Raw genomic sequence first — 25042 nt, 5'->3', positions numbered from 1 at the left:
CCAGCCCCGCCGGCGTTCGAGGCGCGGGATCCGGGGCGGGGCCCCGGCAGCGGAGCCGCACCCGCAAGGAACGAATCGCTACCCGCACCGCGTTTGGCGGTGTGTGGGGGACCACGGACAGGGGTGCCTATGACAGAGGCCACGCAGAACCGCCGCGCTGACACCGGGCTCGGCGCAGCCGCCGCGCACGGGGCCCCGTACGACACCCGGCGCGGCCCGCGCGGAAGCATCGACCTGCGCACCCACGGCCTGCCCGACTGGCTGGACCCCGTCGTCGAGGCGGCCCGGACGGTCCGGCCCACCCAGCTCAGCCGGTTCCTGCCGCCGGAGGACGGCCGCGGCCGCCAGTCCGCCGTACTGATCCTCTTCGGCGAGGGCCCCCGAGGCCCGGAGCTGCTGCTGATGGAGCGCGCCGGCACCCTGCGTTCGCACCCCGGCCAGCCCTCCTTCCCCGGCGGGGCCCTCGACCCCGAGGACGGCGACCCGCACACCACGGGCCCGCTGCGCGCCGCGCTGCGCGAGGCGGAGGAGGAGACCGGTCTGGATCCGGCCGGGGTCCAGCTCTTCGGGGTGCTGCCGCGCCTCTACATCCCGGTCAGCGGGTTCGTCGTGAGCCCGGTGCTCGGCTGGTGGCGCGACCCCAGCCCGGTCGGCGTGGTCGACCCGGCCGAGACCGCCCGCGTCTTCACGGTGCCCGTGGCCGATCTCACGGACCCGCAGCACCGCGTCACCGTCGTCCACCCGAGCGGCTTCCACGGCCCGGCCTTCACCGTGGAATCGGCTCTGGTCTGGGGTTTCACCGCCGGAGTGATCGACCGGATCCTGCACTTCGCCGGCTGGGAACGCCCCTGGGACCGGTCCCGGGAAGTCCCGCTCGACTGGCGCGCATGAGACGGTGAGCCCTGTGAACGTGCTGGACATCTTGTTGCTGCTCGCCGCCGTGTGGTTCGCGATCGTCGGCTACCGCCAGGGGTTCGTCGTCGGCATCCTGTCGGTGATCGGTTTCCTCGGCGGTGGTCTCGTCGCCGTGTCCCTGCTGCCCCTGATCTGGGACCGGGTCACCGACAACGGCACCCAGGTGTCCACGACGGTCGTCGTCATCGCCGTGGTCGTGATCATCGTCTGTGCCTCGATCGGCCAGGCGCTGACCACCCATCTGGGCAGCAAGCTCCGGCGCCACATCACCTGGTCCCCGGCCCGCGCGCTGGACGCGACGGGCGGCGCCCTGGTGAACGTGGTCGCGATGCTGCTGGTGGCCTGGCTGATCGGTTCCCTGGTCGCCGGCACGTCAATTCCCACGCTGGGCAAGGAGGTCCGCAACTCCAAGGTGCTCTTCGGCGTCTCGCGGGTCCTTCCCGCGCAGGCGAACACCTGGTTCTCGGACTTCAGCTCCACCCTGGCGCGCAACGGCTTCCCGCAGGTCTTCAGCCCGTTCTCCAACGAGCCGATCACCGAGGTCCAGCCGCCGGACCCGCTGCTCGCGCGCAGCCCCGTGGCCGAGCACGCCAAGCAGTCGATCGTGAAGGTCGTCGGCACGGCGCCCGCGTGCAGCAAGGTGCTGGAGGGCACCGGCTTCGTCTTCGCGCCGGGCAAGGTGATGACCAACGCGCACGTGGTCGGCGGGGTCGGCGAACCGACCGTGCAGGTCGGCGGCGAGGGCAAGCTCTACGACGGCAAGGTCGTGCTCTACGACTGGGAGCGCGACATCGCCGTCCTGGACGTGCCCAAGCTGAAGGCGCCGGCACTGGAGTTCACCGACAAGGGCGCGTCGAGCGGCAGCGACGCCATCGTCGCGGGCTTCCCGGAGAACGGCGCGTACGACGTCCGCGCGGCACGCGTCCGCGGCCGGATCAACGCCAACGGCCCGGACATCTACCACCGCGGAACCGTACGACGGGACGTCTACTCCCTGTACGCGACGGTCCGCCAGGGCAACTCCGGCGGCCCGCTGCTGACGCCCGAGGGCAGGGTGTACGGAGTCGTCTTCGCGAAGTCCCTCGACGACCCCAACACCGGTTACGCCCTGACCACGGAGGAGATCCGCGAGGACATCCGGATCGGGGAGACGGCGAACCGGCGGGTCGACAGCCAGGGTTGCGCTCTCTGAGCCCTACGGGAGCCTTGAGGGGCCCCGTGGCCCTGCCGCAGGCCCCGTGGCCCCGCCGGGGCCCGGGAGCCCCTGCCGGGCCCGGGAAGCCTTGCCGGCCCCTTGCCTACGTGCGTTGGTGCCTGAGCCTGGCGGAGACCCAGCGGGCCCGTCGGCGCAGGATGCGCGGAATCCCGAGTCGGGGGTCGTCGTGGCCTTCGCGGCCCTGCCCCCTGTGCGTGCCCGGCGTGACCGTCGAGCGGCGTTCGTGTGCGGTGTCACCGTAGTCGTGCGTCCAGCCCATACTCCGAGCTCTGCCCGGGGCCCAAGGTCGGTAATCGCGTTCGGGGCGGCCAATTGGCCTATGCGCCAGGCAATTGAATGCTTGTCATATAAGAGACCGTCGGCTCAGCGGTCCGGCTCGGGATCCTTCAGCCAGTTGACCAGCTCGGTCGAGAACGCCACCGGGTCCTCCTCGTGCGGGAAGTGCCCGAGCCCGTCGAAGAGCCGCCAGCGGTACGGGGCTTCGACGTACTGCCCGGACCCCGCCGCACTCCGCGTGCGCATCACCGGATCGAGCGAGCCGTGCAGGTGCAGCGTCGGCACCCGCACCGGCCGCTTCATGCGCCGGTTGAACTGCAGGCCGTCGGGCCGGGCCATGGAGCGCATCATCCAGCGGTACGGCTCGACCGAGCAGTGCGCGGTGGAGGGGATGCACATCGCGCGCTGGTACACCGCGACATCGTCCTCCTCGGGGAGCCGGGGGCCCGACCAGTCGCGGATCAGTTCGCCGACGAGCGCCCCGTCGTCGGCGACGAGCTGACGCTCGGGCACGAACGGCCGCTGGAAGCCCCAGATGTGCGAGCTGGCGCGGGTCTGGCCGAAGTCGGACAGCATCGCGGAGCGCCACCGGCGCGGGTGCGGCATCGAGGACACCACCAGCCGGCGCACCAGCTTGGGCCGCATCACCGCCGCCGTCCAGGCGAGGTAGCCGCCCAGATCGTGCCCGACGAGAGCGGCGTCGGGCTCGCCGAGGGACCGTACGACCCCGGTGATGTCCAGCGCCAGGTTGGCCGGGTCGTAGCCGCGCGGGGTGCGGTCGCTGCCGCCCACCCCGCGCAGGTCCATCGCGACCGCCCGGTAGCCCGCGTCGGCCAGCGCGGTCATCTGGTGCCGCCACGTCCACCAGAACTGCGGGAACCCGTGCAGGAGCAGCACCAGCGGTCCGTCGCCCAGCTCGGCGACGTGGAACCGCGCCCCGTTGGCCGCGACGTCCCGGTGCGTCACTTCTCGCCCGCCGGGGATGGCGATCCGGACCGCCGTGGCGGCGGTGGGGGGCGCAGCGAACGTGCCGGAATCGGACGAGGGGGCTGTCATGAGGACGAGCGTGCCACACCCACGGCGTTGTCACTGACCGACCGGGCGTGGGGCTTGACGGTGCCGACGAGGGCCGCCGTCTCCTTGACCGAGGCGATGGTCTTCACCGGCGGCTTGATCTTCTTGAACTTCGCCATGGCGATCAGCCCGATCACGCCCGCGAGCAGCCAGAACGCCACACCGACGATCAGGAAGGACCAGGCCAGCCCGAGTCCGAGGTTGTGGATCCCGTACGCCGCCGCGAAGCTCAGCACCGGCAGCGAGAAGAGGAGGAGCACGCCCGCGACGATCGCGGCGCCGCTTCCGATGCCCGCGCGCTTGACGTCCTGCTTGATCTCCACCTTGGCGAGGGCGATCTCGTCGTGCACCAGGGCGGACATCTCGGCGGTGGCCGAGGCGACCAGCTGGCCGAGTGTGCGCTCGGCTCCTGGGGCCCCTTGGTCCACTGCGCTCATCGCTCTCTCCCTCTGTCGTCCGACTGCGACGGCTGTCCTGTCGTCAGGTCAGATCATGCCGGACGGCCGTCGTCGGTGCTGGATCCGCCCGGAGCTTCGGACACGGCGATCGTGGCCGCTTCCGCCTTGCGCAGGTGCTCCGCGGCCTTGGCCTCGTAGATCTTCGCCATCCGCAGGTGGTAGTCCGGCTTGTCCTGCTCGTAGATGTCGGGGATGCCGTCGAGGTCCTCGTCGCGCTCCTCGTCCTCGGTGAGCGCCTTGTACCTGCGGTTGCGCAGCTTCAGCAGGACGCACGCGACGATGGCGGCGATGAGCGAGCCGATCAGGACGGCGGCCTTGATCTCGTCGGTGAGGACGGGGTCGTCGGTGAAGGCGAGCTCGCCGATCAGGAGCGAGACGGTGAAGCCGATGCCTGCGAGGGAGGCGACGGCGAAGACGTCCGGCCAGGAAAGGTCGTCGTTGAGCTCCGCCTTGGTGAAGCGGGCGGCGAGCCAGGTGCCGCCGAAGATGCCGAGCGTCTTGCCGACGACGAGGCCGAGGACCACGCCGAGGGGCTCCGGCCGGGTGAAGACCTGGCCGATGGACTCGTCGGAGAGGGAGACGCCGGCCGAGAACAGGGCGAAGAGCGGGACGGCCAGACCGGCGGAGAGGGGCCGGACCATGTGCTCGATGTGCTCGCCCGGGGAGTGGTGCTCGCCCTCCTTGCGGTGGCAGCGCAGCATCAGGCCCATGGCAACACCGGCGATGGTGGCGTGGACGCCGCTGTTGTACATCAGGCCCCAGATGACCAGGGCGAGCGGGACGTAGACGTACCAGCCGTGCACGTTCACCCGGAGCAGGAACCAGAAGAGGACCAGGCCGGCGACCGCGCCGCCGAGCGCCAGGAAGTTGATGTCGCTGGTGAAGAACACCGCGATGATCATGATGGCGAACAGGTCGTCGACCACGGCCAGGGTCAGCAGGAACGCGCGCAGGGCGGACGGCAGCGAGGTGCCGATCACGGCGAGGACGGCGAGTGCGAACGCGATGTCGGTGGCGGTCGGGACCGCCCAGCCGTCGGTCGAGCCGTTGCCGAGCACGTTGGTCAGTACGTAGACCAGCGCGGGCACGGCCATGCCGCAGATCGCGGCGATCACCGGGAGCGCGGCCGCCTTGGCGTCGCGCAGGTCGCCCGCGACGAGCTCGCGCTTGAGCTCGATGCCGGCGACGAAGAAGAAGATGGCCAGCAGGCCGTCGGCCGCCCAGTGCTGGAGCGAAAGGTCCAGGCCGAGGGAGGCGGGCCCGATGTGGAAGGAGCGGACGCTTTCGTAGCTCGCCGAGATGGCGGGCACGTTCGCCCAGACGAGGGCGGCGATCGCGGCCACGAGGAGGAGGACGCCGCCCACCGTCTCGGCACGCAGGGCGTCGGCCACGAAGCGGCGCTCCGGCAGCGAGAGGCGGCCGAGGAGCTTGCGGCTCTGGTTGTCGGTGGGGCTGGGCGCGGCCACGGGGGGCACCTCCGGGGTGGGTTGGACGGCATGGCGAAGCATGTTGCCGACCAGACTTCCCGGCGCACCCTGTGGAGTAGCTCTTTAACCATCTAATACTTTACAGGGTGTACGCGTGGGTGTATCCGGTGATCGTCACTTTATGTGCGAAAGGGGCATCCGGCGCGCCGCGCCGAATGCCCCTTTCGTCGTGTCGTACGGGTGTCTCAGACCTTTCCCGGCCTGCGGATCAGTCCTCGCTGCCGGCGGCCGGCAGCTTGCTCTGGATCAGGTCCATGACGGAGGAGTCGGCGAGGGTGGTGACGTCGCCGACCGCGCGGTTCTCGGCGACGTCGCGGAGCAGGCGGCGCATGATCTTGCCGGAGCGGGTCTTCGGCAGCTCCTGCACGGGCAGGATGCGCTTGGGCTTGGCGATGGGGCCGAGGGTGGCGCCGACGTGGTTGCGGAGCTCCGCGACCAGGGTGTCGGTCTCGGAGGCGCTGCCGCGCAGGATGACGAAGGCGACGATGGCCTGGCCGGTGGTCTCGTCGGCGGCGCCGACGACCGCCGCCTCGGCGACCGAGGGGTGCGAGACGAGCGCGGACTCGACTTCGGTGGTGGAGATGTTGTGGCCGGAGACGAGCATGACGTCGTCGACGCGGCCGAGGAGCCAGATGTCGCCGTCCTCGTCCTTCTTGGCGCCGTCGCCGGCGAAGTACTTGCCCTCGAAGCGGGACCAGTAGGTGTCGATGTAGCGCTGGTCGTCGCCCCAGATGGTGCGGAGCATGGAGGGCCACGGCTCGGTGAGGACGAGGTAGCCGCCTCCGCCGTTGGGGACCTCGTTCGCCTCGTCGTCCACGACGGTGGCGGCGATTCCGGGCAGGGCGCGCTGGGCGGAGCCGGGCTTGGTCTCGGTGACACCGGGCAGCGGGGAGATCATCATCGCGCCGGTCTCGGTCTGCCACCACGTGTCCACGATCGGGCAGCGGTCGCCGCCGATGTGCTTGCGGTACCAGATCCAGGCCTCGGGGTTGATCGGCTCGCCGACCGAGCCCAGCACGCGAAGGCTGGAGAGGTCGAACTTCGCGGGGATGTCGTCTCCCCACTTCATGAAGGTGCGGATCGCGGTGGGCGCGGTGTAGAGGATGGTGACGCCGTACTTCTGTACGACCTCCCAGAACCGGCCCTGGTGCGGGGTGTCCGGCGTGCCCTCGTACATCACCTGGGTGGCGCCGTTGGCGAGCGGCCCGTAGACGATGTAGGAGTGCCCGGTCACCCAGCCGATGTCGGCGGTGCACCAGTAGACGTCCGACTCCGGCTTCAGGTCGAACACCGCGTGGTGGGTGTACGAGGCCTGCGTGAGGTAGCCGCCGGAGGTGTGCAGGATGCCCTTGGGCTTACCCGTGGTCCCCGAGGTGTACAGGATGAACAGCGGGTGCTCGGCGTCGAAGGCCTGCGGGGTGTGCTCCGCGGACTGGCGCTCGACGATCTCGTGCCACCAGACGTCCCGGCCCTCGGTGAAGGCGGTGTCCTGGCCGGTGCGGCGCACCACCAGGACGTGCTCGACCTGCGGGCACTTGGCGACGGCCTCGTCGATGGCGGGCTTCAGGGCGCTCGGCTTGCCGCGGCGGTAGCCGCCGTCGGAGGTGATGACCAGCTTCGCGTCGGCGTCCTGGATGCGGGAGGCGACGGCGTCGGCGGAGAAACCACCGAAGACGACCGAGTGGGCGGCGCCGACGCGGGCGCACGCGAGCATCGCGACGACGGCCTCGGGGATCATCGGCAGGTAGACGGCGACCCGGTCGCCGGCCTGGACACCGAGCTCGGTGAGGGCGTTGGCGGCCTTGGAGACCTCGTCCTTGAGCTCGGCGTAGGTGATCGAGCGGCTGTCGCCGGGCTCGCCCTCGAAGTGGATGGCCACGCGGTCGCCGTTGCCGGCCTCGACGTGGCGGTCCACGCAGTTGTACGCGACGTTCAGCTTGCCGTCCGCGAACCACTTCGCGAAGGGCGGGTTGCTCCAGTCGAGCGTTTCGGTGGGCTCGGTGTCCCAGCTCAGCCGCCGCGCCTGCTCGGCCCAGAAGCCCAGCCGGTCCGCGTCGGCCTGTGCGTACGCAGCCTGAGTCACATTGGCGGCGGCGGCCAGATCGGCAGGCGGTGCGAACCGCCGCTCCTCCTTGAGCAGATTGGCCAGGCTTTCATTGCTCACGACGCATCTCCCTTTCCCAGGGTGTCCGTTGTGTCCCCGGTTGTGTCCCCGGGCATAGCTCATCAGTCAATGGCCCGGGTGACAAGAGGTTGCCGTGAATTGGTGTAGACCTATTACCCGGCCGGGCCCACGCGCGAGTGGCCCCCTCCCGCTGCAGGGTGCGGGAAGGGGCCACTGAGTGGCACGGATACGGGAGGGTATCGGTTCAAAGCTCCCGCTCGGAGGGGGTCTACCCGTTCAGCCGGTCGGCCGGTCGGCTCTTCGGCCGGTTGGCCGGTTGGCCGTTCGGCCGTTCAGCCGCGCAGCGCGCCCGCGCCGACGGTGTCGAAGACCCGGCAGTCGAAGAAGTCCTCTCCCTCCGACAGCAGGTACGCCTGCGCCTCGCCGACGTGGAAGTACATCCCGTGCAGCTCCAGCGTGCCCTCGGCGAGCCGGCGGGCCACCGATTCGTGCGCCCTCAGGTGCTCCAGCTGCTGCACCACATTGGTCAGGCACAGCTGCTCCACGGCATCCGCCGGCAGCCTCCCGGAGATCCGCGCCCAGGCGTGATGGCGGCTCGCCATCCGCTCCAGGCTCGGCAGCCCGTGCCGCAGCCACCGACGCAGCGGGGTCATGGGCACCCCGGGCGCGGAGCTGAGCAGCGCCTGCATGGCCCCGCACCCCGAATGCCCGCAGACCGTGATGCTGTCCACCTTCAGGACGTCCACGGCGTACTCGATGGCCGCCGCGACCGAATCGTCCGTGGACTCGGCCCCCGGGAGCGGGACGAGGTTGCCGACGTTGCGGACGGTGAACAGGTCCCCGGGGCCGCTGGCCGTGATCATGCTGGTCACCAGGCGGGAGTCCGCGCAGGTGAGGAAGAGCTGCGAGGGTCGCTGCCCCTCCCGGGCCAGCCGGGCCAGCTCCTCGCGCACGTGCGGAGCCGTGTCCCGCTGGAAGGCGCTGATCCCGTTGGCCAGTTGACCGGCCCCGCGCCCGCGGGGCCCGGCCGGCGGGGTGGGGGCCGGGGTGGGAGCGGGGGGCGCGGCCGGGCTCTCGGCCGCCGCCGGGTCCGTACGGGACACCGTGCCGCGGTGGTCGCAGTGGTTCTGCCACGGGGTCCAGGGCCGGCAGCACTGGTGGTCCCCGCGCTGCGTACTGCGCTGGGCACCCCGCTGGGCACCCGGCTCGGCCCGCTGGGCCTGCTCGGCTTCGGCGGTCCTGGCTCCCGACCGGCCGGTGACCTCCAGCGAGCCCCCGTGGGCCAGGTGGGAGTCCTGCCAGTCCTGGAGGGTCTCGTAGGCGGCGTGGTCCATGAACGAGCCGTCCAGCTCGATGACGGCGTGCCCGTGGTGCGGGATCTGGTTCAGCACCCGGCTCAGCCGCGGTACCGCGAGGAACGTCAACTGCCCGCGGGCCCACACCCGGTGGACCCCGCTGTCGAGCAGTTCGACGGTGATCCGGGTCCGGGCCAGCCGGTGCAGGGCCAGGGCGACGGCCATCGCGATGCCGATGGCGACGCCCTCCAGGACTCCGCCGAGCACCACGGCCACGATGGTCGTGGCGTAGACGAGGAACTCGCGGTGCCGGGTGACGGTGCGCAGGTGAGTGGCGCTCACCATCTGCACGCCCACCGCCATCACGAGCGCGGCGAGCGCGGCGAGCGGGATCAGGTCGAGGGCGGGCACGAGCAGGCCGGCGGCGAGCAGGATCCACAGCCCGTGCAGCATGACCGAACGGCGGCTGACGGCCCCTGCCTTGACGTTCGCCATGCTGCGGACGGCGCCGCCCGCGACGGGCAGTCCGCCCAGCGCCCCGGAGACGATGTTCGCCGCGCCCTGGCCGCGCAGTTCGCGGTTGAGGTCGGCCCGGGCGGGACGCCCCTGCGTGCTCCGTTGGGTGGCGATCAGTTTGTCGGTGGCCACGGCCGAGAGCAGGGATTCCACACTGCCGACCAGGGTGATGGTCAGGACGGCGGCGATGATGCCGAGGACCGGCCCCTCGGGCAGTTCGGGCAGCGCGTGGCTGCGCCAGGACGGCAGGTCGACCCGGGGCAGGCTGAGTCCGGCGAGGGCGGCGCAGGCCGTGGCGACGGCGACTGCGGCCAGCGCGGCGGGCACCTTGCGCAGGTTCCGCCCGGTGCGCCCCGGCAGTCGTGGCCAGCAGAGCAGGACGGCCAGGGTGAGCACGCTGACGCCGAGCGCGGCGGGATGCAGATCGGCCAACTGGTCGGGAAGTCCGCGGACATTGGCCAGGGCGGAGCTCTGCGGGGTGCCGCCGAGCACGATGTGCAGCTGTGCCAGCGCGATGGTCACGCCGACACCGGCGAGCATCCCGTGGACGATCGCCGGGCTCACCATCAGCGCGGACCGGGCGGTCCGCAGGGCGGCGAGCCCGAGCTGGCACAGACCGGCGAGCACCGTGATGGCACAGGTGGTGCGCCAGCCGTAGTGCTGGATCAACTCGGCGGTGACGACGGTGAGTCCGGTCGCGGGGCCGCTCACCTGGAGCGGTGTTCCGCCGAGCCGTGCGGCCACGATCCCGCCGGCGGCCGCGGCGACGAGCCCCGCCTGCAGTGGGGCGCCGGTGGCCAGGGCGATGCCGAGGGAGAGCGGCAGGGAGATCAGGAAGACGGCTACGGAGGCGGAGAGGTCGGCCTGGAGGCCGGCCGGGAGGCCTTTGGTGGGGGGAGGGGAAGTGGGGGAGGGGGTGGCTGGCATAGGTCCCGTCTCCTCGGGGGGAGGGGTGAAGCGGCGGGATTCTCAACACTCGGTAAATGAACGGTAATGGAGAGTAAAGCTCTGTGGTGAGTAATACGGGCAAACGGCCTAGGAATTAGCGCTCACGGGTGATTAGGCATTTAGTCCGGCTTGTCACACCTTCCTTAAAACGGACCGCGTGGGACGTTGCGGCGCGGAAGTCCTGCGACGGAACTGCGAGGGAAGAGGTGCGGCGGATGACTGCCACCACGAAGAGGCCCGCCAAGAAGAAGGCCGCCAAGAAGAGGATCGCCGGTGGTCTCGTCGCCACGGCGCTGGTCCTGGGAGTGGCCGGGTGCAGCACCTCGGAGCCCGCCGGCCGTCCGGCCCCCGGAGCCCAGCCGGCCAAGAAGGGCGCGGCCGCGCCGGAAGGCCCGGCGCCGGGCAGCGTCAAGCGGCTCATCGGGGACGGCTCGACCTCGTACACGGGCCTGCAGCCGAACGTACGGAAGGCGGAGAAGCTGAAGCCCGGCGAAAAGCCGCCGCAGTTCGTCGTCTATTCGTGGGACGGGGCGGGAGAGGACAGCCAGCGGCTCTTCTCGCATTTCCGTGAGGTGGGCAAGAAGTACAACGCCCGTATGACGTACTTCCTCAGCGGCGTGTACATGCTCCCGGAGGAGAAGCGTTCCCTCTACACCGCGCCCCAGCACTCCGCGGGCCGCTCCGACATCGGCTTCGGCGACCCCCAGGGCATCAAGGACACCGCTCTCCAGGTGCGCGAGGCCTGGCTGGAGGGCAACGAGATCGGCACCCACTTCAACGGCCACTTCTGCGGACCCGAGGGCGGCGTCGGGACCTGGTCCGTGGAGGAGTGGAAGAGCGAGATCAACCAGGCGAAGTCGTTCGTCAAGAACTGGAAGACGAACTCGCCGGCCCTCAAGGGCATGGAGGCGCTCCCGTTCGACTACGACAAGGAGATGATCGGGGCCCGCACCCCCTGCCTCGAAGGCCAGAAGAACTTCATGCTGGCGGCGAAGGAGATGGGCGGCTTCCGCTACGACTCCAGCGGCATCAGCAAGCAGATCTGGCCGAAGAAGACGGACGGCCTCTGGGACATCCCGCTCCAGCTGGTCCCCATGCCGGGCCGCGCCTTCGAAACGCTCAGCATGGACTACAACTACCTGGTCAACCAGTCCGGTACGACCACGCAGGGCGACCCCTCCCAGCACGCGTACTGGGGCGAGCAGATGCGCGACGGCCTGGTCAAGGCCTTCGAGCGGACCTACCAGGGCAACCGCGCGCCGCTGATCATCGGCAACCACTTCGAATCCTGGAACGGCGGCACCTACATGCGTGCCGTCGAGGACTCCATCAAGACCATGTGCACGCAGAAGGAGGTCCGTTGCGTGCCCTTCCGCGAGCTGGTGGACTGGCTGGACGCCCAGGACCCGAAGGCCCTGGAGTGGATGCGCACCCTCGACGTCGGCGAGGCGCCGAAGGCGGGCTGGAGCACCTTCCTGACGGCGGGGCCGCCGGCCAAGCCGGCCGCCCCCGCCGGGGTCAAGCCGGCTGAGGAGCCGGCAGGAGCGAGTCAGAACGAGGAGTGAGCAGCTCCCGTAGGACGAAACCGGGGTCGACCTGATCCGCCAGGTCGACCCCGGTCTTCGCGTTGCCCCAGCTCTCCGCGTTGCGCAGGTGGAAGTGGACCATCTGCTCGGTGTACCGCTCCCAGTCGCGGTGCGCGTAGGAGTCGTCCGCGGCGTCCTGGAGCGCCTGCAGGGCCAGCCGGTTGGTGGCCTCCAGCAGCTCGAAGGCGGCCGGGCGGCCCTTCTCCATCGCCCGCACCCAGTCCGACTGCCCGACGGTGACCAGCAGGTCCTCGCCGGCCTCGTCCTGGAGGAACTCGATGTCCTCCGGCCCCTGCACCTTGTTGCCGACGACCTTGAGCGTGATCCCGAAGTCCCGCGCGTACTCCTTGTACTGGCGGTAGACGGAGATGCCCTTGCGGGTCGGTTCGGCGACCAGGAAGGTCACGTCGAAGCGGGTGAACATGCCGGAGGCGAAGGAGTCGGAGCCGGCCGTCATGTCGACGACGACGTACTCGTCCGGGCCGTCGGCGAGGTGGTTGAGGCAGAGCTCGACCGCGCCGACCTTGGAGTGGTAGCAGGCCACGCCCAGGTCGGACTCGGTGAAGGGCCCCGTCGCCATCAGCCGTACGGGCTCGCCGTCGAGCGTCAGGGTGCGCGCGCAGGCGTCGTAGACGGGGTTGTCCTCGTCGACCTGCAGCAGCCGGGAGCCGGTGCCGGGCGGGGTCGTCTTGATCATCGTGTCGGCGGAGGCGATGCGCGGGTTCGAGCCCCGCAGGTAGTCCTTGATCAGGGGCAGGTGCGCGCCCAGCGCGGGGAGCGAGGCCGCGTCGTCCTCGCTGAGTCCGAGCGCGGTGCCCAGGTGCTGGTTGATGTCGGCGTCCACCGCGACGACACGGGCTTCATTGGAGGCGAGGTGGCGGATGAAAAGGGAGGACAGCGTGGTCTTGCCGCTGCCGCCCTTCCCCACGAAAGCGATCTTCATGTTCACCAAGGGTAGTGGGTCGGTGGCTTTGTGTTGCATGCCTGAGTGAAGAAGACCACTCCAAGGAGGGGTCGGTGCTATGGGGGAGCAGTGCGTAGGCTCCTTACTTATGAGTAGCGCCTCTGCTTCCGCCGCCTCTTCGGCCGCCTCTTCCGCCTCCGCCGACCCGCTCGCCCCGCTGGGCGCTCTGCCGGGCGTCTCCGAGTCCGTGGAATCCGTACGCAAGGCCGTGGACCGGGTCTACGGTCACCGCGTCATGCGCCGCCGCGCCGTGGCGGTCGCCTCGGAGGCCGCGCTGCGCGGAGCGCGCGGGAGCGCGGCGCTGTCGGGGGCCGACTGGGCGCTGGAGGAGGTCCGCCGCCGGAGCGACTTCGGCTCGGAGCCGGAGGCCCGCACGGTGGGCGCCGCCCTGCGTCTGACGGCCGAGGCGGGCCAGCTGCTGAGCATCTGGCGCCAGTCGCCCCTACGGGTCCTGGCGCGGCTCCACCTGGTGGCCTCGGGCTCCACCGCCGACGGCGACGTGGTCGGCCGGCCCCGCCTGGCCGGTGAGCCGGTGGACGAGCCGCTGATCGACCTGCCCCTGCCCGACGCGCAGGAGGTGGCGGGCCGGCTGGACGGGCTCTCCGGCCTGATCATCGCGGGCGGTTCCGCTCCGGCGCTGATCACGGCGGCGGTGGTGCACGGCGAGCTGCTCGCGCTGCGTCCGTTCGGCTCGTACAACGGCCTGGTGGCGCGGACCGCGGAGCGGATCGTGCTGATCAACAGCGGCCTGGACCCGAAGGCGATCTGTCCGGCGGAGGTCGGGCACGCGGAACAGGGCCGGGATGCTTACGTGGAGGCCTTCAAGGGCTACGTTTCCGGGACCGCGGAGGGGATGTCGGCCTGGATCGCGCACTGCGGCCGCGCGATCGAGCTCGGGGTCCGCGAGTCGACGGCGGTCTGCGAGGCGCTCCAGCGCGGTGCGGCCTGACGTCTGGCCTGACGGTCTGACGGCCGGCCTGGCGGCCTGACGGCCGGCTGGCGGGTCCGGGCATGGGTTGCGGCGACACCGTACTGCTCTGGTGTCGCCGCTGGCATTTACGCCCAGTTACCAAGCGTCCTCAATGATTGCCCATCAGGTCGGGATCTTTGCCCGTTACCTGGTGCGGCTGGCCCGTAATCGACGGGTCGACGTCGCGTGGGTGCTCGGCGTTCATGCTTCGGTCCGTGGGCCTTACTGCGTTTTAAAGATGATCCTCTCGGATGTTCTTTGGTCTCGCGGGCCGTGATTCCTTTGTACTCCGCTTCGGTGCGGAGCGAAACCCCTGGCCGCATTTCTTTGCTTTACGGTGCGATTGCGGATGTACCGGACATTCGGTGTTCGTGCAGGTCAGCGGGGTGCGGCTGCGGCCAGGGCGCGCCGCCGGCTCGCGTACCAGACCAACCCGGCGGTGGCCGCGGCCGCGCCCACCGCGGCTGCGGCGACCAGCGCCGGCCGTGCGGGCATCGACAGTCCCGGAAGCCGCTGCTTGAGCCGGACCGGCCGGTTGAACACCAGGACGGGCCACTCGCGCGCCACCGCCTCGCGGCGCAGGGCCCGGTCGGGATTGACCGCGTGCGGGTGCCCGACCGCCTCCAGCATCGGGATGTCGGTGACCGAGTCGCTGTACGCGTAGCAGCGCGCGAGGTCGTACCCCTCGGACTCCGCGAGTTCCCGTACGGCCTCCGCCTTGGTGGGGCCGTAGGCGTAGTACTCGATCTCGCCGGTGAAGCAGCCGTCCTCGCCCACGACCATGCGCGTGGCGACGACCCGGTCGGCGCCGAGCATCTCGCCGATGGGCTCGACGACCTCGGCTCCGGAGGTGGACACGATCACCACGTCGCGGCCCGCGGTGTGGTGGGCCTCGATGAGGGATGCGGCCTCGTCGTAGATCAGCGGGTCGATGAGGTCGTGCAGGGTCTCGGCGACGATCTCCCGGACCTGCTGCACGTTCCACCCCTTGCAGAGGGCGGACAGGTACTCCCGCATCCGCTCCATCTGATCGTGGTCGGCGCCGCCGGCCAGATAGATGAACTGCGTGTAGGCGGTGCGCAGCACGGCCCTTCGGTTGATCAGGCCGCCCTGGTAGAAGGACTTGCTGAACGTCAGAGTGCTCGACTTCGCAATGACCGTCTTGTCCAGGTCGAAGAAGGCTGCGGTGCGAGGCAAGGAGTGCGGCAAGGGCTGATTTTCCACGACCCGAGCATATGCGCCCACCATTCGGCGTAAAGTGCGGCGCGTGGGTTTGCCTGAGAAGGCTCTCGGGTACACCATGGAAGTCACGGATCGTTCGCGACCGTGCTAACCCGGTCTGGCTCCTCCCCCCCCGAGTCGGACCGTGGGGACGACCCCCGCTCTCCCCCCCGGCGGGGGTCGTCGCATGTCCGGACGCGGTTCGCGTCCCTGCTTTCGACCCCAAGTGATCATTCCTCGGTCTCCTCGTCTTCGAGGGGCCCGCGCGTCGAAGGCCCTCACCCTCTCGAACTCGTCACGGTGCGTAGTCGTTCCGGCGCGCTCCGGAACTCACCTGTTGGGGTGAGCGAGTTATTCACAATGGGGCGGCTGTCCACGGTTTTAGAGCAAGATCCACTTCCTTTTCCCGATCCCGTCACGGTGATTCCGGCCGCGAAGTCCGCGGCGCTGGATTTGCGGTGAGAAGGAGGCGGAGATCGTGGCTGGATCGAAGTCGTGTGAAGTCCGGGATCTCGCGGTGGCGGGCGGGGACAGGCTGAATCCCGGGGCCGGAGGGCCTGTGGCCGCCGGTGGGCGGCCGCTGATCATCACCGAGGACCCCCTGCTGCTCGACGACCTGCTGCGGCTGTGCGCCGCCGCGGGGGCCGAGCCGCATGTGCACCACGCGGTGCCCGAGCAAAGCGGAGCCGACCGTGAGAGCGGCGACGGGAGTGGCGGGAGCGCCCCGGGGGCCGCGGGCGGCTTGGGGATCGCGGGGGTCGCAGGGGTCGCAGGGGTCGCAGGGGTCGGCTGGGAATCGGCGCCGCTCGTCCTGGTCGGCGACGATGCCGCCCGGCGGGTGCGCGGCGCACCCCGGCGGGACGGGGTCTTCCTCGTCGGCCGGGATCTGGACGACCCCCACGTATGGCAGCGGGCGGTGGAGATCGGCGCCGAGGAGGTGCTGACCCTCCCCGACGCCGAGAACCGGCTCGTCGACCGGATCGCCGACGTGGTGGAAGGGGCCGGGCGGCCCGCCCTCACGGTCGGGGTGATCGGGGGCAGCGGCGGAGCCGGAGCCTCCACCCTCGCCTGCGCCCTGGCCCTGCGGGCCGCCCGGGCCGGCGAGCGGACCATCCTCATCGACGGCGACCCCCTCGGCGGCGGTATGGACGTGCTGCTGGGAGGCGAAGCCGCCGAGGGGCTGCGCTGGCCCGACTTCGCCGCCTCGCGCGGCCGGGTCGGCGCCGGAGCCCTCGCCGAATCCCTGCCCGAGCTGCACGCCCTGCGGGTGCTCAGCTGGGACCGCGGGGACCGCGTGGTGGTGCCGCCCGCCGCGATGCGCTCGGTGGTGTCCGCCGCGCGGCGCCGGGGCGGGGTCGTCGTGGTCGACCTGCCGCGCCGGGTCGACGAAGCCGTGGCCGAGGTCCTCGCGCAGCTGGACCTGGTGCTGATGGTGGTGCGGGGCGAGTTGCGGGCGGTGGCCGCCGCCGGCCGGGTGTCCGCCGGAGTCCGCATGGTGGCCCGCGACGTCCGCGTGGTCGTACGGGGCCCCGCGCCCGGCGGACTCGACGCGGAGGCCGTCGCCGGACTGCTGGGGGTGCCGCTGGCCGGCGAGGTGCCGGTGGAGGTGGGGCTCCCGGGCCGGGTGGCCGAGGGCGAGCCCCCGGGAGCGCACGGTCGGGGCGCCCTGGCCCGCTTCTGTGACGGCTTCTGGCAGCGCGCGCTCGGCTCCGCCCAGGGGGTGTCGGCATGAGCGCCGTACTCCTCGACGCGGTGCGCCAGCGGCTCGCCGAGAGCGGGGCGGAGCCCACCCCGGCGCGGGTGGCGGCGGCCCTGCGGGCCCAGGGCCGGCTGCTGGGCGACGCGGAAGTGCTCGGCGTCGCCGCGGAACTGAGGTCCGAACTGGTCGGCGCCGGCCCGCTGGAGGCACTCCTCGCCGACCCCGAGGTCACCGACGTCCTGGTGGCTGCCCCCGACCGGGTGTGGGTGGACCGCGGCGGCGGGCTGGAGCTGACCGGGGTGACCTTCACCGACGCCGCCGCCGTGCGCAGGCTCGCCCAGCGGCTCGCAGCCGTCGCCGGGCGCCGGCTCGACGACGCCCGGCCCTGGGTCGACGCCCGGATGCCCGACGGCACCCGGTTGCACGCCGTACTGCCTCCGGTAGCCGTCGGATCGGCCTGCCTGTCCCTGCGGGTGGTGCGGCCGCGCGCCTTCACGCTGGAGGAGCTGGTCGCGGCGGGCACGCTGCCGCCCGGCGGGCAGCGCCTGCTGCGGGACATGGTGCGGGCCCGGCTGTCCTTCCTGGTCTCGGGCGGGACCGGCACCGGCAAGACCACCTTGCTCAGCGCCCTGCTCGGGCTGGTCGGTCCCGGGGAGCGGATCGTGCTCGCCGAGGACTCGGCCGAGCTGCGGCCCGACCATCCGCACGTGGTGCGGCTGGAGACCCGGCCGGCCAACCAGGAAGGAGCCGGCCAGGTCACCCTCGCCGACCTGGTCCGCCAGGCGCTGCGGATGAGGCCGGACCGGCTCGTCGTCGGCGAGGTCCGGGGCGCCGAGGTCGCGGACCTGCTGGCCGCCCTCAACACTGGCCACGAAGGCGGCTGTGGCACTGTCCACGCCAATGCCGCCGCCCATGTGCCGGCCCGGCTGGAGGCTCTCGGGACGGCCGCCGGGCTGGACCGGGCCGCCCTGCACAGCCAGTTGGCGGCGGCCCTGACCCTGGTGATCCACCTCGTACGGGACCGGGCCGGCCGGCGCAGGGTCGCCGAGGTGCACGTCCTGGAGCGGGACACCGCCGGGCTCGTGGTCACCGTGCCGGCGCTGCGCTGGGGCGCCCGGGGGTTCGTTAGGGACCGGGGCTGGGAGCGGCTGCGCCCGCTGCTCGCGGGTGCCCGGTGAGCGCCGGGGCGGTGGCGGCGCTGCCGGTGCTCGCCGGGGTGGTGTGCGCCGGAGCGGCCGCCTGGGCGCTGGCCGGGGCCGACCGGGTGCCCCGGCGGGCCAGAGCCGTACTGGCCGGGGCGGGGCCGCCGGTACCGGCCGGACCGGCGCCCTGGGAGCACCTGGTGGCCGGGGCCCGGGTCCGGGCCGCGCGCAGCAGGGAGTGGGCCTGCCTCGGGGCCGGGCTGGCGCTCGCACTGCTGGGCGGGTCGGTGATCCCGCTGCTCGCCGGGGCGGCGGCCGTGCCGCTGGTGCGCCGGTGGCTGCGGGGCAGGGAGCGGGCGCGGGCCCGGACGGCGCGGGCCGCCGAAGTGGTGGCCCTGTGCGGAGCCGTGGTCGGCGAGCTGCGCGCCGGTGCGCAGCCCGGCCGGGCGCTGAGCGAGGCGATGCGCCGGACGGTGTCCGGTCCCGGCGGGCCGGGAGCCGCTGAGGCCGGGGTCCTGGCGGCCGCCGCCTTCGGCGGGGACGTGGCCGCGGCACTGCGGCAGGCGGCACGGGAGCCCGGCGCGGAGGGGCTCGCGGCGATGGCGGCCTGCTGGCGGGTCTCGGTGGACGGCGGCGCCGGGCTGGCCGCCGGACTGGACCGGCTGGAAGGGGCCCTGCGGGCCGAGCGGGACCGGGAGGAATCACTGCGCGCCCAGCTCACGGGCGCGAGATCGACGACGGCGGTGCTCGCCCTGCTCCCGGGGGTCGGCCTGCTGATCGGTACCGGGCTGGGGGCCGATCCGCTGCGGGTGCTCCTGCACACGCCGGTCGGATGGGGCTGCCTGCTGGCGGGCTCGGCACTGGAAGCGCTGGGGCTGCTGTGGTGCCGGCGGATCGTCCGGGTGGGGGAGCGGTGATGGACGGCTTCGCGATCCACAGGCTGGGGATGGCCCTGTGCCTCGCGGCGGCGGCCCTGTGGGCGGCGTCGGCGGCGGCTGCGCGCATCCGGGAGCGGTCGGCCCGGCGCCGGCTCACCCGGCTGCTCGCGGTGACGGCGGCGCGCAGGCGGCCGCCGGCCGGGCCCCGGCTGCGGGCGGCGGTGACGGCCTGGGCCGGGCCGGCCGGAGCGCTGGCGGCGGTCTGGCTGCTGATCGGCGGTCTCGCGGGCGCGGTGGCCGGCTGCGCGGCGGGCTTCGCGGTCCGCAGGTGGCTCGCGCGGCGACGGCCGGCCACGGGGGTGGACCTTGGGGAGGCGGAGCGTCAGCTTCCGTTCGCCGCGGACCTGTTGGCCGCGTGCCTGGCGGCCGGAGCCGGGCCGGTGGACGCCGCCGAGGCGGTGGGGGAGTCGCTGGGCGGCCCGGTGGGCGAACGGCTGGCGATGGCCGGGGCGGAGCTACGGCTCGGCGGTGAACCGGGCGCCGCGTGGGGGAGGTTGGCGGAGATACCGGGAGCGCGCGCCCTGGCCGAATGCCTGGAGCGCTCCGCGCGTACGGGGGCGCCCGCCGCGGAACCGGTGTCCCGGCTCGCCTCGACGCTCCGGGCGGACCGCGCCCGCCTGGCGGGAGCCCGGGCGCAGCGGGCGGCGGTCCTGGTCACCGCACCGGTCGGCCTGTGCTTCCTCCCCGCCTTCCTTGCGCTGGGAGTGGCGCCGGTGGTGATCGGAATGGCCTCCGGCCTCCTCTCAGCGAGCTGAAGGGCTGCGTGAAGGGCTGCGTGAAGCACCGCGTGAAGGACCGCGTGAAGGACTACGTGAGGGGCTGCTTGAGGGGCATCCGAAGGACCGTCTGAATGGCCGACCGAATTGGCCACCTGAAATGACCATCCGACATCTGAGATCTGAGATCACGTCAAAAAGCTGAATCAACGGGAGGTTGTCATGTCGATCATCTGGATTCGAGTGCGGGCGGCAATGGCGGGACTGGTAGGGCTGGCGGGGCCGGCGGGACGGAAGGGCCGTGGGGGCGATGCGGGAATGTCCACATCCGAATACGCCATGGGCACGATCGCGGCGTGTGCGTTCGCGGCCGTTCTGTACAAGGTGGTGACGAGTGAACTGGTCGCGACGGCACTTCAGTCGACCATCGGGAAGGCACTCGATGCGCCGTTCTGACCGCGGATATGTGACGGCGGAGGCGGCCCTGGTGATTCCGGCGCTGGTGCTGTTCGCGGCGCTGCTGGTGTGGGCGCTGATGGCGGCGGCCGCGCAGATCAGGTGTGTGGACGCCGCTCGGGCCGGTGCCCGGGTGGCGGCCCGGTCGGAGCCGGCGGGCGTGGCGGTGGCGGCAGCCGTGGCCGCCGCCCCGCCCGGGGCGCGGGTGGAGCTCTCGCGGAAGGGTGACCTGTGGCAGGTCCGCGTCTCGGCTCCCGCCCCGGGCCCGGCCGCGCTGCCGGTCCGGCTCACCGCCCTGGCCGCCGCCCTGGCCGAGGACACCGTGGGGCCGCCGCCGTGACCGGGAGGTGTGCGGGCGCGCGGGACCGGGGGTCGGCGACGGTGTGGGCGGTCGTGGTGGTGACCGTGCTGGTGGCGGTGTTCGGCGGGGCGCTCCTGCTCGGGCAGGCGGTGGTCTCCCGGCACCGTGCCGCGGCCGCCGCCGACCTGGCCGCCCTCGCGGCGGCGGCGAGCTGGGCCCACGGCCCGGAGGCCGCCTGCGCCACGGCGGTACGGGTGGCGGTGGCGCAGGGCGCGCGGGTCACCGCGTGCGTGGTGACGGGCGAGGTCGCGGAGGTCACCGCCCGCGCCCCGACGGGCCACTTCGGACCCGAGCTGCGCTCCCGCGCGGGCCCGCCGTTGCCCGTGGAGCCCCGGTGAGGGGCCTCCACGGGCCCGGTAACCCGGGTCCGGGACCGTGCGGGGTGCGGGGGCCGCCGGTGCCCGGGCGGGCCGTCCTGGAGGGCCCAGGGGGCTCAGGTGTGGTCCGGGGATACGGGTGCGTGCTCCGCGGACCGACTGCCTGGCCTGGGCCGATGCCCGGTCCGGGTGGGCTGCCAGGGTCTGGGCCGACTGCCCGGTCCGGGTGGGCCGCCGGGGTCCGGGCGGGGTGTGCTGCGGGCCGGGCCGGGCCGGGCGGAGTGCCAGGGCCTGGGCGGGGATGCTGCGGGCCGGGCGGGTTGCCCCAGGGTCTGGGCTGACTGCCCGGTCCGGGTGGGCGCCGGGGTCTGGGCGGGGTGCTGCGGGCCGGGTGGGGTGCACGTGGTCTGGACGGACTGACTTGGTTTGGGCGGCATCAGGGGCGAAATCAAGCCAATCGCCGGCGGTCCCGCGAAGCCTGGGCGTCCGCCGGTGTCCCTGGCTCGGCGGGTCCGGCTCGGGGGTTCGGGCCGGAGGTTCGGCCCGGGGGTTCGGGCTGGGGGTTCGGAGGGGCTCAGGGCGTCGTTGCCGGTGGGGTGGGGGGTGGGGATTCCGAGAGGAGGTGGGTGAGGAGGCGGACGGCGCCGCGCTTGTGCAGGGGGTCGTTGCCGTTGCCGCACTTGGGGGACTGGATGCACGACGGGCAGCCGGCCTCGCATTCGCAGGCGGCGATCGCGTCGCGGGTCGCCGTCAGCCAGGCGCGGGCCGTGTGGAAGGCGCGCTCGGCGAAGCCGGCTCCGCCCGGGTGGCCGTCGTAGACGAAGACCGTCGGAAGGAGGGTGTCGGGATGCAGCGGGACGGAGACCCCGCCGATGTCCCAGCGGTCGCAGGTGGCGAAGAGCGGGAGCAGGCCGATGGAGGCGTGCTCGGCGGCGTGCAGGGCGCCGCCGAGGATCTCCGGGTTGATCCGGGCCTCGTCGAGCTGGTCCTCGGTGACCGTCCACCACACGGCCCGGGTGCGCAGGGTGCGGGGCGGCAGGTCCAGTTTGGCCTCGCCGAGCACCTCACCGGTGATCAGTTTGCGGCGCAGGTAGGAGACGACCTGGTTGGTGACCTCCACGGAGCCGAAGCAGAGCTTGCCCCGGCCCCAGGCGATCTCCGTCTCGGTCTCCAGGACGGAGATGGCGGTCGTATCGCGGGCCGTGGTGGAGAACGGCGGATCGGCCTGCTCGACCAGCGCGACGGAATCCTCCAGGTCCAGGTGCTTCACGAGGTATGTGCGGCCCTGGTGGAGGTGGACCGCACCGTCGTGGACGGCGGTGTGGGAGGCCTCCTCGTCGACCGTGCCCAGCAGGCGGCCCGTGGCGGCCTCGACGATCTGCACCGGGCGTCCGCCGCCGCCCCGGATGTCCGTGAGGTCCGAGGCCCGTTCCCGGCGGGTCCAGTGCCAGGCCGTGGCCCGGCGGCGCAGCAGTTTCGCCGCTTCGAGCTGGGGGAGGAGGTCGCGTGCCGCCGGGCCGAAGAGGTCGAGGTCGGGCTCCGTGAGCGGTAGCTCGGCCGCGGCCGCGCACAGGTGCGGGGCCAGGACGTAGGGGTTGTCGGGGTCCAGGACCGTGGCCTCCACCGGCTGGCGGAAGAGGGCCTCGGGGTGGTGGACCAGGTAGGTGTCCAGCGGGTCGTCGCGGGCGATCAGGACGGCCAGGGCGCCCTGGCCCGAGCGCCCGGCCCGGCCGGCCTGCTGCCACAGGGAGGCGCGGGTGCCCGGGTAGCCGGTGATCAGGACGGCGTCGAGGCCGGAGACGTCCACGCCCAGCTCCAGGGCGGTCGTCGCGGCCAGGCCGAGCAGGTCCCCGGAGTGCAGGGCCCGCTCCAGGGCCCGGCGCTCCTCGGGCAGGTAGCCGCCGCGGTAGGCCGCGACCCGCCGGGGCAGCGAGCGGTCCACGGCGGCGAGCTTCTCCTGGGCGATCACGGCGATCAGCTCGGCGCCGCGCCGGGAGCGGACGAAGGCGACCGTACGGACGCCCTGGACGACCAGGTCGGTGAGGAGGTCGGCGGTCTCGGCGGTGGCCGTACGCCGTACGGGTGCGCCCCGCTCGCCCTTGAGGTCGGTCAGGGGCGGCTCCCACAGGGCGAAGACGACCTCGCCGCGCGGGGAGGCGTCGTCGGAGACCGCCACCACCGGCAGGCCGGTCAGGCGGGACGCGGAGGCCGCCGGGTCGCTCGCGGTGGCGGAGGCCAGCAGGAACACGGGATCGGAGCCGTAGCGGGCGCACAGCCGGCGCAGCCGCCGCACTACCTGGGCGACGTGGGAGCCGAAGACGCCCCGGTAGGTGTGGCACTCGTCGATGACGACGTAGCGCAGGGCCCGCAGGAAGGAGGACCAGCGCGGGTGGGCCGGGAGGATCCCGCGGTGCAGCATGTCGGGGTTGGTCAGGACGTAGTTGGCGTACTGGCGCACCCACTCGCGTTCCTCGACCGGGGTGTCCCCGTCGTACACGGCGGGCCGTACGGCGTTGCCGAGGGGGCCGGCCAGTTCCCGTACGGCGCGGCGCTGGTCGGCGGCCAGAGCCTTGGTCGGGGCCAGGTACAGGGCGGTCGCGCCCCGGCCGTTGGGCGCCTCGGCCCCGTCGGCGAGGGCCGAGAGCACGGGCGCGAGGTAGGCCAGCGACTTGCCCGAGGCGGTGCCCGTGGCGACGATCACGGACTCCCCGTCGAGGGCGTGCTCGGCGGCCGCGGCCTGGTGTTCCCACGGATGGTCGATCCCGGCGGCCTCAATCGCGGCTACGACATCAGTTCGGATGCGATCGGGCCAGACCGCATGACGACCCTCCCGAGCGGGCAAGTGCTCCGTATGGGTGATGCGCGCAGCCCGGGAAGGCCCCCGTGACAGCCGGTCCAGGACCGTGCCGGGGGTGGGTCTGACGTCCTCGGGTGCCGTGGGCGGACCGGGACGGTGAGTGTTGGCCATTGGAACCGAGTGTGTCACCGGCGTGCGGGACAATGGTCCGAAGGCGTCGTGCGCGCCTGCCGGTAAGTGATTGAATGCCATCGCGGCAGCCAATCCCTCTTCTACCTTCGGGTGGGGAGGCCCCTGGGGGGCGCCGCTCGATAGCAAGGTGCTGGAGGATCCGTGGACCTGTCCCTGTCGACTCGCACTGTCGGCGACCGTACGGTCGTGGAGGTCGGTGGCGAGATTGATGTGTATACCGCGCCCAAGCTGCGCGAGCAGTTGGTCGAGTTGGTGAACGACGGCAGCTACCACCTGGTTGTCGACATGGAGCGAGTGGACTTCCTCGACTCCACCGGACTTGGTGTGCTCGTGGGAGGCCTCAAGCGCGTCCGTGCGCACGAGGGCTCGCTGCGTCTGGTGTGCAACCAGGAGCGCATCCTGAAGATCTTCCGAATCACCGGTCTGACCAAGGTGTTTCCGATCCACAACTCGGTGGAAGACGCCGTCAACGCCACCGACTGACGGCGCTCGGCGGCGAAACGGCCGAAGATGGAGCGGGGGGTACCGGGCCACAAGCGGTCCGGGCCCCTGTAAGGCACGCCCGTAGTCCGAGGGGGACGCGCATGGCCACCGTTGAACTGCGCTTCAGCGCCCAGCCCGAACACGTCCGGACGGCCCGCCTGGTCGCGGCCGCCGTGGCGCGGCGGGCCGGTGTGGAGGAAGCCGTCCTCGACGAGGTCCGCCTCGCCGTGGGCGAGGCCTGTTCGCGTGCCGTCGGACTGCATCGCAGCAACGGGCTCACCGCGCCCGTCCGGGTGGTGCTGACCGAGGAGGAGAAGGTGTTCTCCATCGCGGTCAGCGACGAAGTACCCGGACCGGCCGGCGGTCCGTCCGCCGCCGTGCCCGGAATCGATGCCGTTCTGGACCCCGACATCGAGGGCGAGGACGAGATGGGCCTTGCCGTGATCAGCGGCCTGGTCGACGACGTCGACGTCATCAGCGGGGAAGCCGGCGGGACCATCCGGATGAGCTGGCCCGTCTCGGGGACCTCCGAGCTGCCGTAGCCGGCGGTTGCCCGGCTGCGGCTCGACCGCCGCCGGTCACGGGGCGCTGCCCCAGCGCCGCAGCCGGTCACGGCTCGCTGCCAACCGCTTCGTACTCGCGTCGTACTCGCTTCGTGCCCGCCGGGTGGCCCTGTGCCGCCCGGCGGGTTTTCGTGCTGCCCGGGGGGCCTCGCGCCCCGGCGGGCCCCTCGTGCCCGCCCGGCGCGTCTCGTGCCGCCTCGTGGGGGGCGGGTGCGGCCTCGCGGGTTCTCGTGTGCCCGGCGGGTTCTCGTGGGGCTCGGCGGGTTCTCGTCCCGTCTCGTGGGTTTGGTGCTTCCCCGCCTGTTTCGGGTGAAGGTCGGGCTTGGC

At 72.4% G+C, this 25042-nt stretch carries 21 protein-coding genes; 13 read left to right on the top strand and 8 right to left on the bottom strand.

Translation table 11 applies throughout. The features are described from left to right. Window positions 1-129 precede the first annotated feature (129 nt). Together OG276_RS16360 and OG276_RS16355 are read left to right on the top strand one after the other, a co-directional pair. Window positions 130-891, top strand: a complete 762-nt coding sequence (locus OG276_RS16360) for a CoA pyrophosphatase (RefSeq protein WP_266906126.1) — start codon at window positions 130-132, stop codon at window positions 889-891. A gap of 13 nt (window positions 892-904) precedes the next feature. Then, window positions 905-2107: a MarP family serine protease gene (locus OG276_RS16355; protein ID WP_266912874.1), complete on the top strand. Its 1203-nt coding sequence runs from the start codon at window positions 905-907 to the stop codon at window positions 2105-2107. A gap of 387 nt (window positions 2108-2494) precedes the next feature. On the opposite strand, the gene OG276_RS16350 is transcribed toward OG276_RS16355, so the two are convergent. The 5 genes from OG276_RS16350 to OG276_RS16330 all read right to left on the bottom strand — a co-directional run bounded on the left by OG276_RS16350 (window position 2495) and on the right by OG276_RS16330 (window position 10289). After that, complete coding sequence (locus tag OG276_RS16350; RefSeq protein WP_266906124.1) at window positions 2495-3463, bottom strand: alpha/beta fold hydrolase; 969 nt, start codon at window positions 3461-3463, stop codon at window positions 2495-2497. Beyond that, a complete protein-coding gene (locus OG276_RS16345) occupies window positions 3460-3918 on the bottom strand; it encodes a phage holin family protein (RefSeq protein WP_266906122.1) in 459 nt (152 codons plus the stop codon). The genes OG276_RS16350 and OG276_RS16345 overlap by 4 nt, the downstream gene beginning before the upstream one ends. Before the next feature lie 53 nt (window positions 3919-3971). Continuing rightward, entirely contained in the window at window positions 3972-5405 is a 1434-nt protein-coding gene (gene nhaA / locus OG276_RS16340; RefSeq protein WP_266906120.1) for a Na+/H+ antiporter NhaA, read from the bottom strand. Between the two features lie 229 nt (window positions 5406-5634). Further along, the gene (gene acs, locus OG276_RS16335; RefSeq protein ID WP_266906118.1) at window positions 5635-7590 is read right to left on the bottom strand and encodes an acetate--CoA ligase; all 1956 of its coding nucleotides are present in this window, start codon (window positions 7588-7590) and stop codon (window positions 5635-5637) included. A gap of 293 nt (window positions 7591-7883) precedes the next feature. Then, window positions 7884-10289, bottom strand: coding sequence for a SulP family inorganic anion transporter (locus OG276_RS16330; RefSeq protein ID WP_266906116.1), 2406 nt, complete (start codon window positions 10287-10289; stop codon window positions 7884-7886). A gap of 236 nt (window positions 10290-10525) precedes the next feature. On the opposite strand from OG276_RS16330, the gene OG276_RS16325 reads away from it, so the two are divergent. Continuing rightward, window positions 10526-11875, top strand: coding sequence for a hypothetical protein (locus OG276_RS16325; RefSeq protein WP_266906114.1), 1350 nt, complete (start codon window positions 10526-10528; stop codon window positions 11873-11875). Here the strand turns inward: OG276_RS16325 and OG276_RS16320 are convergent. Next, entirely contained in the window at window positions 11829-12839 is a 1011-nt protein-coding gene (locus OG276_RS16320) for an ATP-binding protein (RefSeq protein WP_266906112.1), read from the bottom strand. The two genes, OG276_RS16325 and OG276_RS16320, sit on opposite strands and share 47 nt — an antisense overlap. A 109-nt stretch (window positions 12840-12948) precedes the next feature. Between OG276_RS16320 and OG276_RS16315 the strand changes: the two genes are divergently transcribed. Further along, a complete protein-coding gene (locus tag OG276_RS16315; protein WP_266906110.1) occupies window positions 12949-13809 on the top strand; it encodes an oxidoreductase in 861 nt (286 codons plus the stop codon). A 399-nt stretch (window positions 13810-14208) separates the two neighbouring features. On the opposite strand, the gene OG276_RS16310 is transcribed toward OG276_RS16315, so the two are convergent. Next, on the bottom strand, window positions 14209-15078 hold the full coding sequence (locus tag OG276_RS16310) for an HAD family phosphatase (protein ID WP_266906108.1): 870 nt from the start codon (window positions 15076-15078) through the stop codon (window positions 14209-14211). A gap of 532 nt (window positions 15079-15610) precedes the next feature. Between OG276_RS16310 and ssd the strand changes: the two genes are divergently transcribed. The 7 genes from ssd (at window position 15611) to OG276_RS16275 (ending at window position 20701) form a co-directional block, all read left to right on the top strand. Then, window positions 15611-16783 (top strand): septum site-determining protein Ssd, encoded by a 1173-nt coding sequence (ssd, locus tag OG276_RS16305; protein ID WP_266906106.1) that lies wholly within the window; start codon window positions 15611-15613, stop codon window positions 16781-16783. Continuing rightward, a complete protein-coding gene (locus tag OG276_RS16300) occupies window positions 16780-17928 on the top strand; it encodes a TadA family conjugal transfer-associated ATPase (protein WP_266906104.1) in 1149 nt (382 codons plus the stop codon). The genes ssd and OG276_RS16300 overlap by 4 nt, the downstream gene beginning before the upstream one ends. Beyond that, window positions 17925-18809 (top strand): type II secretion system F family protein, encoded by an 885-nt coding sequence (locus OG276_RS16295; protein ID WP_266906102.1) that lies wholly within the window; start codon window positions 17925-17927, stop codon window positions 18807-18809. The genes OG276_RS16300 and OG276_RS16295 overlap by 4 nt, the downstream gene beginning before the upstream one ends. Beyond that, window positions 18809-19585 carry a type II secretion system F family protein gene (locus OG276_RS16290; protein ID WP_266906100.1) on the top strand — a complete coding sequence of 259 codons (777 nt, stop codon included), beginning with the start codon at window positions 18809-18811 and terminating at the stop codon, window positions 19583-19585. The genes OG276_RS16295 and OG276_RS16290 overlap by 1 nt, the downstream gene beginning before the upstream one ends. 216 nt (window positions 19586-19801) lie before the next feature. Further along, window positions 19802-20002 carry a DUF4244 domain-containing protein gene (locus OG276_RS16285; protein WP_266912872.1) on the top strand — a complete coding sequence of 67 codons (201 nt, stop codon included), beginning with the start codon at window positions 19802-19804 and terminating at the stop codon, window positions 20000-20002. Further along, window positions 19989-20342 carry a TadE family type IV pilus minor pilin gene (locus tag OG276_RS16280; RefSeq protein WP_266906098.1) on the top strand — a complete coding sequence of 118 codons (354 nt, stop codon included), beginning with the start codon at window positions 19989-19991 and terminating at the stop codon, window positions 20340-20342. The genes OG276_RS16285 and OG276_RS16280 overlap by 14 nt, the downstream gene beginning before the upstream one ends. Next, on the top strand, window positions 20339-20701 hold the full coding sequence (locus tag OG276_RS16275) for an Rv3654c family TadE-like protein (protein ID WP_266906096.1): 363 nt from the start codon (window positions 20339-20341) through the stop codon (window positions 20699-20701). Before OG276_RS16280 ends, OG276_RS16275 begins: the two co-directional genes overlap by 4 nt. Window positions 20702-21254: 553 nt before the next feature. On the opposite strand, the gene OG276_RS16270 is transcribed toward OG276_RS16275, so the two are convergent. Then, on the bottom strand, window positions 21255-23729 hold the full coding sequence (locus tag OG276_RS16270) for a DEAD/DEAH box helicase (protein ID WP_266906094.1): 2475 nt from the start codon (window positions 23727-23729) through the stop codon (window positions 21255-21257). 81 nt (window positions 23730-23810) lie between these two features. Here OG276_RS16270 and bldG point away from each other — a divergent pair, with 81 nt between their 5' ends. Continuing rightward, window positions 23811-24152: an anti-sigma factor antagonist BldG gene (bldG, locus tag OG276_RS16265; protein WP_243339893.1), complete on the top strand. Its 342-nt coding sequence runs from the start codon at window positions 23811-23813 to the stop codon at window positions 24150-24152. A 101-nt stretch (window positions 24153-24253) separates the two neighbouring features. Then, window positions 24254-24694 (top strand): ATP-binding protein, encoded by a 441-nt coding sequence (locus OG276_RS16260; RefSeq protein WP_266906092.1) that lies wholly within the window; start codon window positions 24254-24256, stop codon window positions 24692-24694. The last annotated feature ends 348 nt before the right edge of the window (window positions 24695-25042 follow it).

It is taken from the genome of Streptomyces sp. NBC_00086 (genome assembly GCF_026343255.1).
Taxonomy (GTDB): domain Bacteria; phylum Actinomycetota; class Actinomycetes; order Streptomycetales; family Streptomycetaceae; genus Streptomyces.
This window is presented reverse-complemented; position numbering and strand designations above follow the sequence as displayed.

Coding starts and splice junctions, on each gene's coding strand:
- OG276_RS16315 (WP_266906110.1), top strand. CDS start 12,949: ATGAGTAGCGCCTCTGCTTCCGCCGCCTCTTCGGCCGCCTCTTCCGCC.
- OG276_RS16285 (WP_266912872.1), top strand. CDS start 19,802: ATGGCGGGACTGGTAGGGCTGGCGGGGCCGGCGGGACGGAAGGGCCGT.
- OG276_RS16320 (WP_266906112.1), bottom strand. CDS start 12,839: ATGAAGATCGCTTTCGTGGGGAAGGGCGGCAGCGGCAAGACCACGCTG.
- OG276_RS16325 (WP_266906114.1), top strand. CDS start 10,526: ATGACTGCCACCACGAAGAGGCCCGCCAAGAAGAAGGCCGCCAAGAAG.
- OG276_RS16280 (WP_266906098.1), top strand. CDS start 19,989: ATGCGCCGTTCTGACCGCGGATATGTGACGGCGGAGGCGGCCCTGGTG.
- OG276_RS16345 (WP_266906122.1), bottom strand. CDS start 3,918: ATGAGCGCAGTGGACCAAGGGGCCCCAGGAGCCGAGCGCACACTCGGC.
- OG276_RS16260 (WP_266906092.1), top strand. CDS start 24,254: ATGGCCACCGTTGAACTGCGCTTCAGCGCCCAGCCCGAACACGTCCGG.
- OG276_RS16360 (WP_266906126.1), top strand. CDS start 130: ATGACAGAGGCCACGCAGAACCGCCGCGCTGACACCGGGCTCGGCGCA.
- OG276_RS16300 (WP_266906104.1), top strand. CDS start 16,780: ATGAGCGCCGTACTCCTCGACGCGGTGCGCCAGCGGCTCGCCGAGAGC.
- OG276_RS16310 (WP_266906108.1), bottom strand. CDS start 15,078: ATGGTGGGCGCATATGCTCGGGTCGTGGAAAATCAGCCCTTGCCGCAC.
- OG276_RS16270 (WP_266906094.1), bottom strand. CDS start 23,729: ATGGCATTCAATCACTTACCGGCAGGCGCGCACGACGCCTTCGGACCA.
- OG276_RS16330 (WP_266906116.1), bottom strand. CDS start 10,289: ATGCCAGCCACCCCCTCCCCCACTTCCCCTCCCCCCACCAAAGGCCTC.
- OG276_RS16290 (WP_266906100.1), top strand. CDS start 18,809: ATGGACGGCTTCGCGATCCACAGGCTGGGGATGGCCCTGTGCCTCGCG.
- OG276_RS16350 (WP_266906124.1), bottom strand. CDS start 3,463: ATGACAGCCCCCTCGTCCGATTCCGGCACGTTCGCTGCGCCCCCCACC.